This window comes from Novosphingobium sp. B1, from assembly GCF_900176395.1.
GTDB lineage: Bacteria > Pseudomonadota > Alphaproteobacteria > Sphingomonadales > Sphingomonadaceae > Novosphingobium.
The window spans coordinates 1-15681 of record NZ_FWXL01000012.1 but is presented as its reverse complement, the minus strand read 5'-3'; the positions used below and the strand labels follow the sequence as shown (position 1 = coordinate 15681).

Sequence of the window (15681 nt, the reverse complement as noted above, 5' to 3'; positions counted from 1 at the left end):
ACAAAAAAGTGATGCCGATGAAACGCTTGACCTTCGCGACCCTTCTGGCCCTGTGCGCCGCAGCCCCGCTCGGGGCGCAAATAGCGCTGCCTGACGTGCGCGAAGGTCTGGGGCAGGTGACGGGCAGGTTGGGGGCAGGTCTGCCACAGGTCGGCGACGCCGTCGGGGAAATGAAGGGCGCGGTCGAGGGGCTTACCCGCCTGCGCTTGCAGCGCCTCGATCGCCTCCTGCGCACCAACCGCGACGTGATCGAGCGTGACCTTTCCGGTGACCTTGCGCGCAAGGGCGAACTGCTCCTCACCAACCCCGCGCCGGGTGCGATCGAGACGGCACGTGCGGCGGGTTTCGGCATCATCTCCACCGAGACCCTTGAAGAACTCGGGCTGACGGTGGTGCGCCTGTCGGTCCCCGCCGGCCAGACCCTCGCCCGCGCCCAGAAGTTGCTGGTTGCGCGGCTGCCGGATGCAGAGATCTCTTCGGATACGCTCAATTTCACAAGCGGTTCAAGCACTTCGGCGGCGAAGCAGGCCCCACCCATCGCCATGCCGCCCATCGCCATGCCGCCCATCGCCACGCCGGTAGGCGTGATCGATGGTGGCTCCGCGCTCTCCGTCATCGCGACGCGCGGCTTTGCCAGCGGTGCCCCAAGGCCAAGCGACCACGGCAGTGCGGTCGTCTCGCTGCTGAAGTTCGCCGGCGTAGGGCGCGTGTTTGTTGCCGATGTCTATGGGCAGGACCCCGCTGGCGGCAATGCGCTTGCGGTCGCCCGCGCCCTTGACTGGCTGCTGGGCGCGCAAGTGCGGGTCGTCTCGGTCAGTCTGGTCGGTCCCGCCAATCCCGTCGTCGCCCATGCGGTGGCGGCGGCGCAGCGCAAGGGCGCGGTGATCGTGGCCGCGGTGGGGAACGACGGTCCTGCCGCGCCACCTGCTTATCCCGCCTCCTATCCCGGCGTTATCGCGGTGACCGCCGTCGACGGGCGCAATCGTGCGCTGATCGAGGCGGGCAGGGCGGGGCACCTCGATTATGCCGCGCCCGGTGCCGACCTGTTTGCCAGCAACGCCGCGGGCCGGCGTTTCAAGGTGCGGGGAACATCTTTCGCCACGCCGCTGGTCGCCTCGCGCGTCGCGCTGGCGCTGCCGTCCGGCAATGTCCGCGCGCGGCTCGATGCAGAAGCGATCGATCTGGGCGGCAAGGGCACCGACGCCACGTACGGGCGCGGCTTGCTGTGCACGATCTGCCGCCCCGCAAGATAAAAATGAGGGCGCGGGTGAATTAAACCCGAATGGCCATCCGTTTTCCTTTCGAAGGGGCATTGCGAGCAGTGCCCCGATCCATTCGAGGAAAGGAAAACGATATGCGCAAGTTCCTGACAGCATCGACCGCCATGTTCATCCTGATCGCCCCGGCGGCTCAGGCGCAGATCCTGGGCGGGGGCGGCCTTGGTGGCGGCCTTGGCGGAACCCTGGGAGGCAACATCGGCGGCACGCTGGGCGGCACGCTCAATGGCCGCACCATGGGCGATGCCGTAGAGCGGACAACACGCCGTGCCGACAGCACCACGCGCGGCACGGTGAATGGCTCGGGCAACGCCTCGGGCAGCAAGTCGGTCGATCGCAGGAGCGGCAAGGTCCACGCCGATGGCAGCGCCGATGGAACGCTCGGCGGCACGGTGGGACAGACCTTGTCCACGCCTTCGCGCATGGTCGGCGGCAGCGGATCGGCTTCGGGTTCCGGCTCGGCCACTGGCAGCGCCGATGCGCAGCTTGTCGGCACCAACGCCGTGCGCTCAACTGCCGGACAGGTTGCCGGCACTGCGCGCGGTACGGCCCAGGGCGTGGCCACGACTGGCCGCAACCTTGCCGGCTCTGCTGCCAGTTCCGCGATGGGTTCGGCCACAGGCTCGGCCAGCGGTAGCGGCAATGGCGCGGCCTCGGGCGGGATGGGCTCGCTCGCCCTTGCCGGGAGCGCCGCTTCTTCGGCCACCGGGGCGTTCGCGCTCAGCAAGGGCATGACCGTGCTCGGCCCAGATGGCGAGAAGATCGGCAAGATCCGCGAAGTCGTTGCCGATGGCCGTGGGCAGGTGCGCTCGCTGCTGGTCAAGGTCGATGGGGCCAAGGCCATGTTGCCCGCCGCGAACTTCAGCGGCAGCGGCAATGCCGTTCTCTCGGCCATGAGCGAAGGCCAGATCAAGCAGGCCGCGCAGCAGCAGCAGCAAGCCAACGACTGAACAGGGTTAAAGGGGCTTCGTCGGCACGGCCTCCAACGGGCCGGCGAAGGGGTACGGCTCCGCTTCGGCGGGGCCGTTCTCGCTTGTTCCGAATGAAGCTTGCCGGAGCCTTGTCCGGCGCCGTGGTCCGGTTCGCTGGCGCACAGAGCATCGCGCTTGGCGGCGGAGGCGCCTCGTGGCACATTCCGGTGGCCGCAGAGCACAGAAGTGCGATTGTCATGAGGGGCAGGCATGGCCGAAACGGTTCGCGTGTGGGATGCGCCGGTGCGACTGTTTCACTGGGCGCTGGTCAGCCTGTTCTTCCTTTCATGGTGGAGCGCCGAAAACCACGATATGGAATTGCACCGGACCTCCGGGCTTGTCGTTCTGGGGCTGTTGCTGTTCCGCATCTACTGGGGCCTGGCCGGATCACGGACGGCGCGTTTCACCCAGTTTCTCAGGGGTCCGGCAGCGGTCCTTGCCTATGCACGCAAGGCGGCGGACGAGCATCCGACCGATGGTCACAACCCGCTTGGCGGCTGGAGCGTTGCCGCACTGCTTGCCGCGCTCCTCGGCCTGACGACGGCAGGGCTTTTCGCCGGGAACGGGGACGGCGGTGAAGCCGGGCCGCTCGCGGCTGTCCTGAGCGCCGAGGGCGCAAGGCGGGCTGCGGACATTCATGGCACCGTCTTCAACGTGGCGCTGTTCCTTATCGGCCTGCATGTGCTGGCGATCTTCTTCTACCAGTTCCTTGTCGGGCGCGATCTGGTCAGCGCCATGATCACCGGCAATTGCGAGCGGCAACTGGGCGAAGCGGTTGCCGATGTGCGATGGTCGCCGGTGAGGGCACCCGCTGGACTGGCGCTTGTGGCCAGCGTGATCTGGGCACTATCAGGCGGTTGAAATCCTGCGCGACGCGCCTGCCTTGGGGCCAAGACGCGCTGGCGTTACCCCAGGCGCTCGGGCACGGCCTGCGCTTCTTCGGTCAGCGTCTCTGCCGTCATTACCGCTTCCCACGGAAACACGAACCAGCGCTTGTCCTGTGCCCGGTCGATCGCTTGCGCTGCATAATCGACGCGCGCCTGCGACCGACAATTGTCCATCAGCACGGCAAACCGCAGGTTTTCCTTGTTGCAGCCATACTCTGCGAGCACCTTGCGCATGTAGGCGATGGTGCCGCCACTGTCGTTTATGTCATCGACGAAAAGAAGCCGTGTGCCATCGACAGACTTCCCGGCGACCTTGCCGAGCAGTTCGTCGGCAAAGCCGGAAACCTTGGAGGAATGATCGACCGACAGCATCGGAATTTGCAAATCGTGGCTGATGTATACCGCCGGAACGAGCCCGCCACGACCGATGCCGACAATGTAATCGGGCTTCCAGCCATCTTCGGCCACCTTGCGCGAAAGACTGCGCACATGGGCCAGGAAATCTTCATAGGGAATGTAGTTGAGCACCGGGGCGGCGGCGTCTGTCATGTCGGGGGTATCCGTTCGACTTGAAATGGCAGCCCCAGCACGTATCGGCTTGGAGCGGGTTGGGCAATCGCGCTTCCGGACCGGATGAGCCTTGGCGATGCCCGAAGAGGCAGTCTGGGCGAACAACAATTCCTTGCCGATCATTTCGTTGGATTGGCTGAAAAATCAGGGCATAGCCGTTTCGATCATGACCAGGCGTTTGAATTTTCCCACCTTGGACCCGTTTCTCCTGGCGCTTGTCGGCACGGTCATTCTGGCAAGCGTGCTGCCAGCGCGCGGCGCGGCGTTGCAGGTGTTCGATCTGGTTGCCGACGCGGCGATCATGCTGCTGTTCTTTCTCCACGGCGCCAAGCTTTCGCGCGAGGCGATCGTTTCCGGGCTGGGCAACTGGCGCCTTCATCTGATGACGCTGGCGTCGACATATGTGCTGTTTCCGGTGCTCGGGCTGGGCGCTGCATGGGCCGGGGGACTTGTGGTCGACCCTGCGCTGGCGACGGGATTGCTGTTCCTTGCCCTGCTTCCTTCCACGGTGCAGAGTTCAATTGCCTTTACCGCCATGGCGGGGGGCAATGTTGCGGCCGCGGTTTGCAGCGCTTCGCTTTCGAACCTGCTCGGCATTGTGCTGACGCCGCTGCTTGTCACGCTCTTCATCCATTCCGGCACATCAGCCGGCGGCGACGAGTTGGCCTCGGTCCAGAAGATCGCAACGCAATTGCTGCTGCCGTTCGTGACAGGCCATCTGCTGCGGCCGCTGATCGGCAAATGGATCGACCGGCACAAGGCGCTGCTCTTGCCGGTGGACCGCTCCTCGGTGCTGCTTGTGGTCTATTCCGCTTTCAGTGCAGCGGTTGCCAACGGAGTGTGGCAGCGCGTCGGGGCTTTGGATCTGGCGGTGCTTCTCGTGGCATCGGCTGCCATTCTGGCGATCGTAATCGGGATCAACGCCGGGGCGGCCAAGGCGGCCGGCCTGTCGCGCGAAGATGCGATTGTCCTGTTGTTCTGCGGATCGAAGAAGAGCCTCGTATCGGGCGTGCCGATGGCCGGTGCGCTGTTCGCGCCGGCGCAGGTCGGCCTTGTGATCCTGCCGGTCATGATCTTCCACCAGTTGCAGCTTTTCGTCTGCGCATGGCTGGCAGGGCGCTATCGGCGCCAGCTGGATGGGCAGACCGCAACGGCGCAGGCCGCGCCAGCGCAAGGTTGAGCGGTTCTGGCAACGGATGAGGGCAGCAGCGCGGGAATCGGCCGATATAGATATAGCCGCCATCCTGCCCGTCGGGGGAAGATGGTGGGCGCGACAGGGATTGAACCTGTGACCCCACCCGTGTGAAGGGTGTGCTCTACCGCTGAGCTACGCGCCCGTCAGAGGAAGGTCGGCGTTGCGACCGCTTGACAGGGGCGGGCCTCTACGACGCTCCGCATCGATTGACAAGTGGGGCAATCAAGATATTTGCGCAGCCCATGAGCGACGAAATCAACCAGCCCGAAACCGCCCTCGAAGCGCCTGCTGCCAGCACCGGTCCTGACGTGCCGCCCGATCGCCTTGCGATCAACCCGCGCAGCCCGCACTTCGATGCGGACAAGCTGCGTCGCGGCGTCGGCATCCGCTTCAAGGGTGTCGTGCGCAACAACGTCGAGGAATACTCGATCTCGGAGGGCTGGGTCCGCGTGCAGGCCGGCAAGAGCATGGATCGCAAGGGCAACCCACTGACGATCAAGCTCAACGGCCCGGTCGAAGCCTGGTACGAAGATCTCGGCGAAGACGCCCCCGTCGCCAAGGGCTGAGGTTTTTGAAGGTGCGCCCGGGCAGGCCGGGCGCACCTTCACCGCGGCAGCAACCGCCCGCGCTCACGCGTGACCAGAGCGGTCAGCCACTCCTTGAATGCCCTTACGCGCGCCAGATTGTGCGTGTCCTTGTGTGTCACCAGCCAGAACGAGCGCGTGATGCGCCGCTCGGGCAGGACCGGCACCAGCCACTTGTCCGAATCGCCGATGAAGCATGGCAGCACGCCGATGCCGGCCCCCGCTGCGATCATGCGGTGCTGCGCGATGATCGATGACGAGCGCAGGTCGGCGGTCAGGTCCGGCTCGATCTCCGCCAGATATCGCAATTCCGGCGCATAGAGCAGGTCGGGGATGTAACCCACCAGCCGGTGGCCCTGCGCCAGTTGGGCAGGGTTTTCGGGCGGCCCTTTCTGCGAAAGATACCCGCGCGTGGCATAGAGCCGCAGATTGTAGTCTGACAGCTTGCCCGCGATCACCGGTCCCGCACGCGGACGCGAGAGGGTGACGGCAAGGTCCGCCTCGCGCTTGGAAGGGCTGAGAAAGCCTGATGATGCGACGAGATCGACCATCAGACGAGGATTGGCATCGACAAAGCCGCGCAGGGCAGGGGCGACAATCCAGCTACCAAACCCCTCGGACAGGCTCACCCGCAAGGTCCCGGCAACGCCGCCGCCGCTTGCGGCATTTTCAGCGATCCGGCTGGCAGCCTGGTCCATCGCCTCGACCTCGGCCAGCATCGCTTCGCCCGCTTCGGTCAGCACCTGTCCCTCGCGGGTCTGTTCGAACAGTGTGGCGCCGGTTCGCGTCTCCAGCCGCCGCAACCGCCGTCCTATGGTCGTGGCGTCCACACCCATGTTCGCCGCCGCCCGAGCGAGCTGCCCGGCGCGCGCCACCGCCAGAAAGGCCTGAAAGTCGTTCCAGTCGCTCGAGTGCATCGGATCACCTGCAAATCTGCAGGTGGGCCTCGCATATTCGCGGGTTGCCTGCAATCGCCGGCAGGCGCATCAATCTGTCAAAGTTTGGTGAAAGAGGATTCCTGATGCGTCTCGTAGACCACTTCATCGTCGGCGGCCCCGGCGGCGCGCCTGCCCGCAAGAGCCCGATCTTCGATCCCAACAACGGCGGCGTGCAGGCCGAAGTCGCGCTCGGCACCGCAGAGACGCTCGAGCGCGCCGTGCAGGCCGCGCTGAAGGCGCAGCCCGCCTGGGCCGCGACCAACCCGCAGCGCCGCGCCCGGGTGATGTTCCGCTTCAAGGAACTGGTCGAGGCCAACATGGACAGCCTCGCGCACATGCTCTCGTCCGAGCACGGCAAGGTCATCGCCGATTCCAAGGGCGACATCCAGCGCGGCCTTGAAGTGGTCGAGTTCGCCTGCGGCATCCCGCACGTGCTCAAGGGCGAATATACGCAAGGGGCCGGCCCCGGCATCGACGTCTATTCGATGCGTCAGCCGATCGGCATCGGTGCGGGCATCACGCCGTTCAACTTCCCCGGCATGATTCCGCTGTGGATGAGCGCGATTGCCATCGCCACCGGCAACGCCTTCATCATCAAGCCTTCCGAGCGCGACCCCTCGGTGCCGGTGCGCCTCGCTGAACTTTTCATCGAAGCGGGCCTGCCCGAAGGCATCTGCCAGGTCGTCCATGGCGACAAGGAAATGGTCGACGCGATCCTCGATCACCCCGCCATCGGCGCGGTCAGCTTCGTCGGCTCGTCGGATATTGCCCACTACGTCTACAATCGCGGCGTAGCCGCCGGAAAGCGCGTGCAGGCCATGGGTGGTGCCAAGAACCACGGCATCGTCATGCCCGACGCCGATCTTGACCAGGTCGTCAACGATTTGTGCGGCGCGGCCTTCGGTTCGGCGGGCGAGCGCTGCATGGCGCTCCCAGTCGTCGTCCCGGTCGGCGAGGATACCGCCAACAAGCTGCGCGCCAAGCTGATCCCCGCAATCGAAGCCCTGCGCGTTGGCGTCTCGACCGATCCCGAAGCGCACTACGGTCCGGTCGTGACCCAGGCGCACAAGGAAAAGGTCGAAGGCTGGATCGGCAAGTGCATCGAAGAGGGCGGCGAACTCGTCGTCGACGGTCGCGGCTTCACCCTGCAGGGCCACGAGGAAGGCTTCTTCGTCGGCCCGACGCTGATCGACCATGTCACGCCCGACATGGACAGCTACCACAACGAGATCTTCGGGCCTGTCCTGCAGATCGTCCGCGCCAAGGACTTCGAGGAAGCGCTCGCGCTGCCCTCGAAGCATCAGTACGGCAACGGCGTCGCCATCTTCACCCGCAACGGCCACGCCGCGCGCGAATTTGCCGCTCGCGTCAACGTGGGCATGGTTGGCATCAACGTGCCGATCCCGGTGCCGGTGGCTTACCACACCTTCGGTGGCTGGAAGCGCTCGGCCTTCGGCGATACCAACCAGCATGGCATGGAAGGCGTGAAGTTCTGGACCAAGGTCAAGACGATCACCCAGCGCTGGCCGGATGGCTCGCCCGACGGTGGAAATGCGTTCGTCATTCCGACGATGGGCTGATGGTGGGGCTGGGCCGGGTTAAAGGCTGTTCATGGATAGGAATGCTCCGGTGTGCGTTGGTTTTGCCATCTGCAATCACGCCGGAGCAACCTAGATGAAGTATCTTGTCCTTCCCCTGATCGCTGCACCGCTGGCGCTGGCCGCGTGTTCGAAGCCGTCGTCCGACCCAAGCGATGCAGCGACGCCGAGCCTGGCGCCGATGGTCAGTGAAAGCGAAGCGATGGCACCGCCTGTCGCCCCTGGAGCCAGCGCGGCGGCACCTGTCGATGCGCCGGTTGCCAACGCTACCTTCCCGACGGCTATGCGGGGCAAGTGGGCGATGAACGCCGCTGACTGCGACCCCACTACCGGGGCCGACAAGGGTGCGCTCACCGTCGGTGAGAAGTCGGTCAAGTTCTACGAATCGATGGCTGACCTTGGCAGTGCCAAGATCGCCACGCCTACCGAAGTCCGTGCAGTTTTCGATTACGAGGGCGAGGGCATGAAATGGCAGCGCGAGGCGAGCTACAAGCTTGAGGATGGCGGGAAGACGCTTGTGCTGACAGAGTTCGGCGAAGACGCGCCGCAGGGCCCGCGTCGTCACAGCCGATGCAAGTAAGGGGAAACCGATGAAACTGCCGATCATCGCAATTGCGGCCTTGGCCAGCCTTTCGGCCTGCTCGCAAGGGACACCACCACCGGAGGACTTGCCCGCCATGCCCGAGGGAACCTGCAACGGCGATGCGGCCCAATCGATGGTCGGCAGCAAGGCTAGTGCCGAAGTGGGCACGCAACTGCTCAAGCTCACCGGTGCCCGCACCCTGCGCTGGGTGCCGCCGCGTTCGGCGGTGACAATGGACTACCGCGCCGACCGGCTGACCGTGTCCTATGATGACAACTACACGATCGTCCGCATTTCCTGCGGATAGCACTGGACAGCATGGGTGGCGGACCATATCCGCCGCCCAGCTTCAGTTTAAGGGCACGGTTAAATCCGTGTGACGGGAAAGAGAAATGACCGACCAGTTCGCGCTGACCGAAGACCAGATTGCCATCCAGGACATGGCGCGTCGCTTCACCGCCGATGCGATTACGCCATTCGCCGCGCAGTGGGACGAGGAGCACATCTTTCCGCGCGAAACGATCAAGGCCGCGGCCGAACTCGGCTTCGCCGCGATCTATGTCAGCGAAGAATCCGGCGGCATCGGCCTTGGTCGTCTGGAAGCAGCACTGATCATGGAAGCCATGGCTTATGGCTGCCCGGCAACCAGCGCATTCATTTCGATCCATAACATGGCCGCTTGGATGATCGACACGTTCGGTGGGGACGAACTCAAGGGGCGCTACCTTCCGCAGCTTGTCACCATGGACAAGATCGCCAGCTACTGCCTGACCGAGCCCGGCTCAGGCTCTGACGCTGCCGCGCTCAAGACCACCGCCCGCCTCGATGGCGATCACTACGTCGTCAACGGCACCAAGCAGTTCATCTCGGGCGGCGGGGTCAACGATATCTACGTGACCATGGTCCGCACGGGTGATGACAGTTCCCGCGGCATCTCCTGCCTTGTCATCGACAAGGACATGGAAGGCGTCAGCTTCGGCGCGCCTGAACGCAAGCTTGGCTGGAATGCCTCGCCCACCGCGCAGGTGATCTTCGATAACGTTCGTGTGCCTGCCGCCAATCGCGTCGGTGCGGAAGGTGATGGCTTCAAGTTCGCGATGGCAGGCCTCGATGGCGGGCGTCTCAACATCGGTGCCTGCTCGCTGGGCGGTGCGCAGCGTTGCCTTGATGAGGCAGTGACTTACGTCAAGGATCGCAAGCAGTTCGGCAAGTCCATCGCGGAATTCCAGAACACGCAGTTCGTGCTGGCCGACATGGCGACTGACCTCGAGTCCGCTCGCGCGCTGCTCTACATGGCTGCGGCCAAGGTCACCGCTGGTGCGCCCGACAAGACGCGTTTTTCGGCCATGGCTAAGAAGCTGGCGACCGACAACGGCTCTTCGATCGTCGATCGCGCGCTGCAGATGTTTGGCGGCTACGGCTACTTGCGCGATTACCCGATCGAGCGCTTCTGGCGCGACCTGCGCGTCCATCGCATTCTCGAAGGGACCAATGAAGTCATGCGCATGATCGTCGGAAGGGACCTTCTGAAGTGACCGACGAAGTAATCTCGACCCGGGATGGCGCGGCTGGCATCCTTTCGCTCAATCGCCCGCGCGCGATCCATGCGCTGACGCTCGACATGGTCCACGCCATGACCGTGTCACTGCTCGAATGGCGCGGTGATGACGGCGTTGCTGTCGTCATGATCGACCATCAGCTTCCCGCAGATGACGATCCCAAGCTTTCACGCGGCTTCTGTGCAGGTGGCGATATCGCCTTCCTGCGCAATTCGGCGCTGAACGATGGCGGTGCATCGGGCCGCAAGTTCTTTCATGACGAATACCAGCTCAACCATCTGCTCATGACCTATGGCAAGCCGGTGGTCGCGTTCATGGATGGCATCACCATGGGTGGGGGCGTTGGCATCGCCGGACCTGCGACGTTCCGCGTGGCCACCGAGAACACCAAGCTGGCCATGCCCGAAACCGGCATCGGCCTGTTCCCTGACGTTGGCGGCGGCTGGTTCCTCTCGCGGCTCAAGGGCCGCCTTGGCCAGTACCTCGCGCTCACCGGGGCACGGCTCGATGGTGCGGAATGCCTCTGGGCAGGCCTTGCCACGCATTACCTGCCCTCGGCCAATCTGGCGCAGGCAAAGGCCCGCATCGCGGCGGATCCGGAAAATATCTCGGCAATCCTGCGCGAGCTGTCCGCCGTTCCGCCCGAACCGAAGATCGCTGCTAATGGCAATGCGATCGCGCGCCTGTTCGCCTCTGACCGCTACGAGGACATCCTCGCCGCGCTTGAAGCCGATGGTTCGGAATTCGCCGCCGAAACGCTGAAGACGCTCCACACCAAGAGCCCGCAGACCTGCAAGGTTGCCTTGCGCCAGCTCGCCACCAGCCTGACGCTGTCGGACTTCGCCGCCAACATGGCAATGGAATACCGCATCGGCGCCCGCGTCCTGGTCCTGCCGGATTTTGCCGAAGGCGTGCGCGCCGTGATCGTCGACAAGGACCACGCGCCGAAGTGGTCGCCCGCCACGGCAGAGGGCGTCACCGACGACCTGCTCGACCAGATATTCGCGCCGCTCGGCGCTGCTGACGAATGGAAACCGCTATGACCTACGAAACCATCCTCGTCGAACAGAAGGGTGCCGTCACCCTCATAACGCTGAACCGCCCGCAGGCGCTGAACGCGCTCAATTCGCAGGTTCTGGCCGAACTGATCGAAGCCTTCGCCGCCTTTGAGGTTGATCCTGCACAGCGTTGCGCGGTTCTGACAGGTTCGGGCGAGAAGGCTTTCGCGGCCGGCGCCGATATCAAGGAAATGTCGGACAAGCCGGCAGCCGACTTCTATAACGAGGACTTCTTCTCGAAGTGGACCAGCCACCTCGTCAAGACCACGCGCAAGCCATGGATCGCGGCAGTCAACGGCTTCGCGCTGGGCGGCGGTTGCGAACTTGCCATGATGGCCGATTTCATCATCGCTTCGGAAAACGCCAGGTTCGGCCAGCCCGAGATCAAGCTTGGCGTGGCGCCCGGCATGGGCGGCTCGCAGCGCCTGACCCGCGCCGTCGGCAAGGCCAAGGCCATGGACATGTGTCTCACCGGCCGCATGATGGACGCCGCCGAGGCTGAACGCTCAGGGCTGGTCACCCGCGTCGTGCCGCTGGCTGATCTGCTTGCCGACGCGCTCAAGACTGCCGAGACCATTGCCGCGATGCCGCCGATGGCCGCCGTCGCCAACAAGGAAATGGTCAACGCCGCGTTCGAGACCACGCTCGACCAGGGCCTGCTGTTCGAACGCCGCGTCTTCCAGATCCTCACCGCCAGCGAGGACAAGGCCGAGGGCATGAAGGCCTTCATCGAAAAACGCCCCGGCGTGTGGAAGGGGCGTTAAGGCCATGAAGATCGCATTCATCGGCCTTGGCAACATGGGCGGCGGCATGGCCGCGAACCTCGTCAAGGCCGGGCACGACGTCCACGCTTTCGACCTTGCCGAAGCGGCGCTCGAACGCGCGAAGGACAACGGCTGCACCACTTACACATCCGTCAAGGAAGCGGTGCAGGGCGCCGATGCCGTCGTCTCGATGCTGCCGAACGGCGCCATCGTGAATGCGGTCTACAGCGCTGACGTGATCGGACAGGCACCCGCCTCGGCCCTGCTGCTCGATTGTTCGACCATCGACGTTGCCACCGCGCGCGAGGTTGCCGCTGTCGCAAACGCCGCCGGTTACGAGATGGTCGATGCCCCGGTTTCGGGCGGCATCGCGGCGGCCAACGGCGGCACATTGACCTTCATGGTTGGCGGCACCGCAGAATCCTTTGCCCGCGCCGAGCCGATCCTTGCCGCCATGGGCAAGGCGGTGATCCATGCCGGAGGCAGCGGGGCAGGGCAGGCCGCCAAGATCTGCAACAACATGCTTCTGGGCGCCTCAATGGTCGCCACCTGCGAGACCTTCGCCATGGCCGAGAAGCTCGGGCTCGACCTGCAGACGTTCTATGATATCTCGTCCAAGGCCTCGGGCCAGTGCTGGTCGATGACCTCGTACTGCCCGGTCCCCGGGGTTGGCCCGCAAAGCCCGGCCGACAACGGCTACCAGGGCGGCTTTGCCACCGCGCTTATGCTCAAGGACCTCAAGCTGGCCATGGCTGCTGCCAAGGATGCGGGCGCCGACGTGCCGATGGGCCAGCGCGCTGAAGAACTCTATGCAGCTTTCGCCGAGGCCGGAAACGCAGGCCTCGATTTTTCGGCAATCATCAGATCGCTTTGACGATCAGCGCGTCTTCGCGGCGATGATCCGGCCGATCGGATCATCGCTAAGCGAAGGCGCAAGACGCGCCGGTCGGCTCACGACGGGCTTGGCACCGGCACTCTTCGGCACGCCATAGCTCATCGCCAGCTGTCGCCGCACCGGGCTCGCCTTCACGTCCACTTCGGGCCGCACGCCCTTGAGGAAGTCTGCGCCGATGGACTGTCGCGGCGCTTCGGCTGCCTTTGCCACCGGCGCCGGCTTGCTCGAGGCCAGCAGCATATAGCCCTTCTGCTTGCCCGGCTTGTCGGGATAGATGAAGCCGTTGACCGGCCAGGCCGTCGTGCCGAGGTCACCGATCGGCGCATACCATACGCGCACCTGGCTCCAATCGTTGGCGGGCGATACGTCAACCCCGCGCACGTCGTTCTCGATCTGGCCGCGGTGTCCCCCGATCGGTGACCAGTTGGCGTGGCGCAGAAGCACCGTGCGCGAATCAACCACGCGGCTGACAGCGGCGACATGGCCGAGTTCCATCCGGCCATAGGGCGCAAAGCTCATGACCGCGCCAACCTTGGGCTGATGGCCACGGGCATAGCGGCCCTCGGCCTGCTCCCACCACGTTAACGCATCGCCATAGATCTGGATGCCGCTGACCGAACGTGCATAGGGCACGCATTGCAGGTAGGGCAGGGCTTCATCCTGATCGAAGGCCGAAGCCCCGAGGCGCGAAGAATCGCGGAATTCTGCGGCATTCACGCTTGTTCCAAGCGTGGCGATTGCGCAGAGCAGTCCGAACCGGCAAATCTGTTCCCTCATTCCGGCAGTTATCTGCCGCTTGGGTTAGGGCGGGCCTTATACCCATGGTTAACGGCGGGATAATCAATCGCCCTGACTTAAACGCGCTCTTGCGTTCACGCGCTTAAACAGCCACGGCAGGCCCATGCGCCCCCAGGTCATCATTATCGGACGCCCGAACGTCGGCAAGTCGACGCTGTTCAACCGCCTTGTCGGCAAGAAACTGGCACTGGTGGACGATCAGCCCGGCGTCACGCGCGATCGCCGCTTTGGCGATGCCACGCTGCTCGGGCTGGATTTCACCATCGTCGACACGGCAGGTTGGGAAGATCTCGATCCCGACACGCTGCCCGGCCGCATGCGCCAGCAGACCGAAGCTTCGCTGGTCGGCGCTGACGTTGCCTTGTTTGTGATCGATGCGCGCGCCGGCGTCACCCCGCTTGACGAGGAAATCGCCCGCTACTTGCGGTCCAGCCGCGTGCCGATTGTGCTCATGGCCAACAAGGCCGAGGGCCGGCAGGGTGATCCCGGCATCTATGATGCCTTTGTCTTGGGCTTTGGCGAACCGGTCGCCTTCTCCGCCGAACACGGACAGGGCCTTGCCGACCTGTTCGAAGCTCTGCGTCCGCACCTTGAACCCAAGCAGGTCGAGGAAGACGACGACGCCGAAGCAGAGGGTGACGAGGAGGAGTTCGATCCTGAATCCGTCCTCAAGCTCGCCATCGTCGGCCGCCCCAATGCGGGCAAGTCCACGCTGATCAACAAGCTGCTTGGCGAAAACCGCCTGCTCACCGGGCCGGAAGCAGGCATCACCCGCGATTCCATCGCCATCGACTGGCAGTGGTTCGATCCCGAGCGCGAGGGATATCGCCCTGTCCGCCTGATCGATACGGCGGGGATGCGCAAGAAGTCCAACGTGACCGAGAAGCTCGAGAAGATGTCGGTCGCCGATGCGCGGCACGCCATCGATTTCGCCGAGGTTGTCGTGCTCACGCTCGATGCCACGCGCGGGCTCGAGCATCAGGACCTCAAGATCGCCTCGATGGTGCTCGAAGAGGGCCGCGCCTTGATGATCGCGATCAACAAGTGGGACGTGGCAGAGGATCCTTCGGGCCTGTTCCAGGGCATCCGCAAGGCGCTTGACGAAGGTCTGGCACAAGTGCGTGGCGTGCCACTGCTCGCCATCTCGGGCCGCACCGGCAAGGGCCTGGACGAACTGCTCAAGGCCGCTTTCGAGATCCGCGCCGCCTGGTCGAAGCGCGTGCCCACGTCCGGTCTCAATCGGTGGTTCGACGATGCGCTTGCTGCCAATCCGCCGCCGGCACCCGGTGGGCGCCGCATCAAGCTGCGCTACATCACCCAGGCCAAGACGCGGCCACCCGGCTTCGTCCTTTTCGGCACCCGGCTCGATCAGTTGCCCGAAAGCTACCGCCGTTACCTGATCAACGGCATCCGTCGCGAACTTGGCTTCGATGCCGTGCCGATCCGCCTGACCCTGCGCAGCCCCAAGAACCCCTTCGCAAAGTAGGCGCACATGCCCAACGCCGCGCCCCCGCTAGACCGCTCCACGCTCCCGCAAGGACTGGGTAGAGCAGTGTGGCGCGGGGTCTGCGGCAAGTGTCCGCGCTGCGGCGGCACGCATCTGTTCGCGCGCTTCCTCAAACCGGTGGAGCGCTGCCGCATGTGCGGCCAGAACTGGACGCTCCACGCCGCAGACGACTTCCCGCCCTACATTGCGATCCTGCTGACCGGGCACATCATGGCCCCGGTGATCATCGAACTCGGCCTCCACACCGGCCTGCCCGGCTGGGCTATGATGCTGATCGTGGCGGTAATGGCGCTGGTGCTGCTCGTCGGCCTGCTCCAACCTGCCAAGGGCGGGGTGATCGCGCTGCAATGGTGGCTGGGCATGCACGGCTTTGCGGGGCATGCTGGGAAGGTTGAGGCTGGCTGTAGATTTCCGCTGAGAATTGACCCGGTATTTCCATCGAGAATTGACCCGGGTGATGGTATGTCCCGCAGAGCGGGTTTTGGGTCAAGCTGGTG

17 protein-coding genes and 1 tRNA gene are annotated in these 15681 nt (G+C 64.6%); 14 read left to right on the top strand and 4 right to left on the bottom strand.

All coding sequences use genetic code 11. The features are described from left to right. Positions 1-17 precede the first annotated feature (17 nt). The 3 genes from B9A23_RS17075 (at position 18) to B9A23_RS17065 (ending at position 3109) form a co-directional block, all read left to right on the top strand. Positions 18-1253 carry a S8 family serine peptidase gene (locus tag B9A23_RS17075; RefSeq protein WP_139797529.1) on the top strand — a complete coding sequence of 412 codons (1236 nt, stop codon included), beginning with the start codon at positions 18-20 and terminating at the stop codon, positions 1251-1253. A gap of 101 nt (positions 1254-1354) precedes the next feature. After that, complete coding sequence (locus tag B9A23_RS17070) at positions 1355-2227, top strand: PRC-barrel domain-containing protein (protein ID WP_176218036.1); 873 nt, start codon at positions 1355-1357, stop codon at positions 2225-2227. A 231-nt stretch (positions 2228-2458) separates the two neighbouring features. Continuing rightward, positions 2459-3109, top strand: coding sequence for a cytochrome b/b6 domain-containing protein (locus tag B9A23_RS17065; RefSeq protein ID WP_084280234.1), 651 nt, complete (start codon positions 2459-2461; stop codon positions 3107-3109). Between the two features lie 44 nt (positions 3110-3153). Here the strand turns inward: B9A23_RS17065 and B9A23_RS17060 are convergent, their stop codons facing one another. Further along, positions 3154-3684 carry a phosphoribosyltransferase gene (locus B9A23_RS17060; RefSeq protein WP_084280233.1) on the bottom strand — a complete coding sequence of 177 codons (531 nt, stop codon included), beginning with the start codon at positions 3682-3684 and terminating at the stop codon, positions 3154-3156. A gap of 187 nt (positions 3685-3871) precedes the next feature. On the opposite strand from B9A23_RS17060, the gene B9A23_RS17055 reads away from it, so the two are divergent. Next, positions 3872-4885, top strand: a complete 1014-nt coding sequence (locus B9A23_RS17055; RefSeq protein ID WP_084280333.1) for a bile acid:sodium symporter family protein — start codon at positions 3872-3874, stop codon at positions 4883-4885. A gap of 82 nt (positions 4886-4967) precedes the next feature. Here the strand turns inward: B9A23_RS17055 and B9A23_RS17050 are convergent. Then, positions 4968-5042, bottom strand: a tRNA-Val gene (locus B9A23_RS17050). A 100-nt stretch (positions 5043-5142) separates the two neighbouring features. Here B9A23_RS17050 and B9A23_RS17045 point away from each other — a divergent pair. Continuing rightward, positions 5143-5466, top strand: a complete 324-nt coding sequence (locus B9A23_RS17045; RefSeq protein WP_084280232.1) for a DUF3297 family protein — start codon at positions 5143-5145, stop codon at positions 5464-5466. Between the two features lie 38 nt (positions 5467-5504). Here the strand turns inward: B9A23_RS17045 and B9A23_RS17040 are convergent, their stop codons facing one another. Beyond that, positions 5505-6401 carry a LysR family transcriptional regulator gene (locus B9A23_RS17040; protein WP_084280231.1) on the bottom strand — a complete coding sequence of 299 codons (897 nt, stop codon included), beginning with the start codon at positions 6399-6401 and terminating at the stop codon, positions 5505-5507. Between the two features lie 104 nt (positions 6402-6505). Here B9A23_RS17040 and B9A23_RS17035 point away from each other — a divergent pair, with 104 nt between their 5' ends. The 7 genes from B9A23_RS17035 (at position 6506) to mmsB (ending at position 12858) form a co-directional block, all read left to right on the top strand. Next, the gene (locus B9A23_RS17035) at positions 6506-8002 is read left to right on the top strand and encodes a CoA-acylating methylmalonate-semialdehyde dehydrogenase (RefSeq protein WP_084280332.1); all 1497 of its coding nucleotides are present in this window, start codon (positions 6506-6508) and stop codon (positions 8000-8002) included. A 94-nt stretch (positions 8003-8096) separates the two neighbouring features. Then, complete coding sequence (locus B9A23_RS17030; protein WP_084280230.1) at positions 8097-8600, top strand: hypothetical protein; 504 nt, start codon at positions 8097-8099, stop codon at positions 8598-8600. Between the two features lie 10 nt (positions 8601-8610). Next, positions 8611-8910, top strand: coding sequence for an I78 family peptidase inhibitor (locus tag B9A23_RS17025; RefSeq protein ID WP_084280229.1), 300 nt, complete (start codon positions 8611-8613; stop codon positions 8908-8910). A gap of 85 nt (positions 8911-8995) precedes the next feature. Next, positions 8996-10138: an acyl-CoA dehydrogenase family protein gene (locus tag B9A23_RS17020; RefSeq protein WP_084280228.1), complete on the top strand. Its 1143-nt coding sequence runs from the start codon at positions 8996-8998 to the stop codon at positions 10136-10138. Beyond that, positions 10135-11205, top strand: a complete 1071-nt coding sequence (locus tag B9A23_RS17015) for an enoyl-CoA hydratase/isomerase family protein (protein WP_084280227.1) — start codon at positions 10135-10137, stop codon at positions 11203-11205. The genes B9A23_RS17020 and B9A23_RS17015 overlap by 4 nt, the downstream gene beginning before the upstream one ends. Next, positions 11202-11984, top strand: a complete 783-nt coding sequence (locus tag B9A23_RS17010) for an enoyl-CoA hydratase-related protein (RefSeq protein WP_084280226.1) — start codon at positions 11202-11204, stop codon at positions 11982-11984. Before B9A23_RS17015 ends, B9A23_RS17010 begins: the two co-directional genes overlap by 4 nt. Before the next feature lie 4 nt (positions 11985-11988). After that, positions 11989-12858: a 3-hydroxyisobutyrate dehydrogenase gene (gene mmsB, locus B9A23_RS17005; RefSeq protein ID WP_084280225.1), complete on the top strand. Its 870-nt coding sequence runs from the start codon at positions 11989-11991 to the stop codon at positions 12856-12858. A gap of 3 nt (positions 12859-12861) precedes the next feature. Here the strand turns inward: mmsB and B9A23_RS17000 are convergent, their stop codons facing one another. Further along, positions 12862-13530 carry a CHAP domain-containing protein gene (locus B9A23_RS17000; protein WP_254895172.1) on the bottom strand — a complete coding sequence of 223 codons (669 nt, stop codon included), beginning with the start codon at positions 13528-13530 and terminating at the stop codon, positions 12862-12864. Between the two features lie 250 nt (positions 13531-13780). On the opposite strand from B9A23_RS17000, the gene der reads away from it, so the two are divergent. Then, positions 13781-15163, top strand: coding sequence for a ribosome biogenesis GTPase Der (gene der, locus B9A23_RS16995; RefSeq protein ID WP_084280223.1), 1383 nt, complete (start codon positions 13781-13783; stop codon positions 15161-15163). A 6-nt stretch (positions 15164-15169) separates the two neighbouring features. Then, positions 15170-15681: DUF983 domain-containing protein (locus tag B9A23_RS16990; RefSeq protein ID WP_139797527.1), on the top strand; the 512-nt coding region annotated here is incomplete at its 3' end.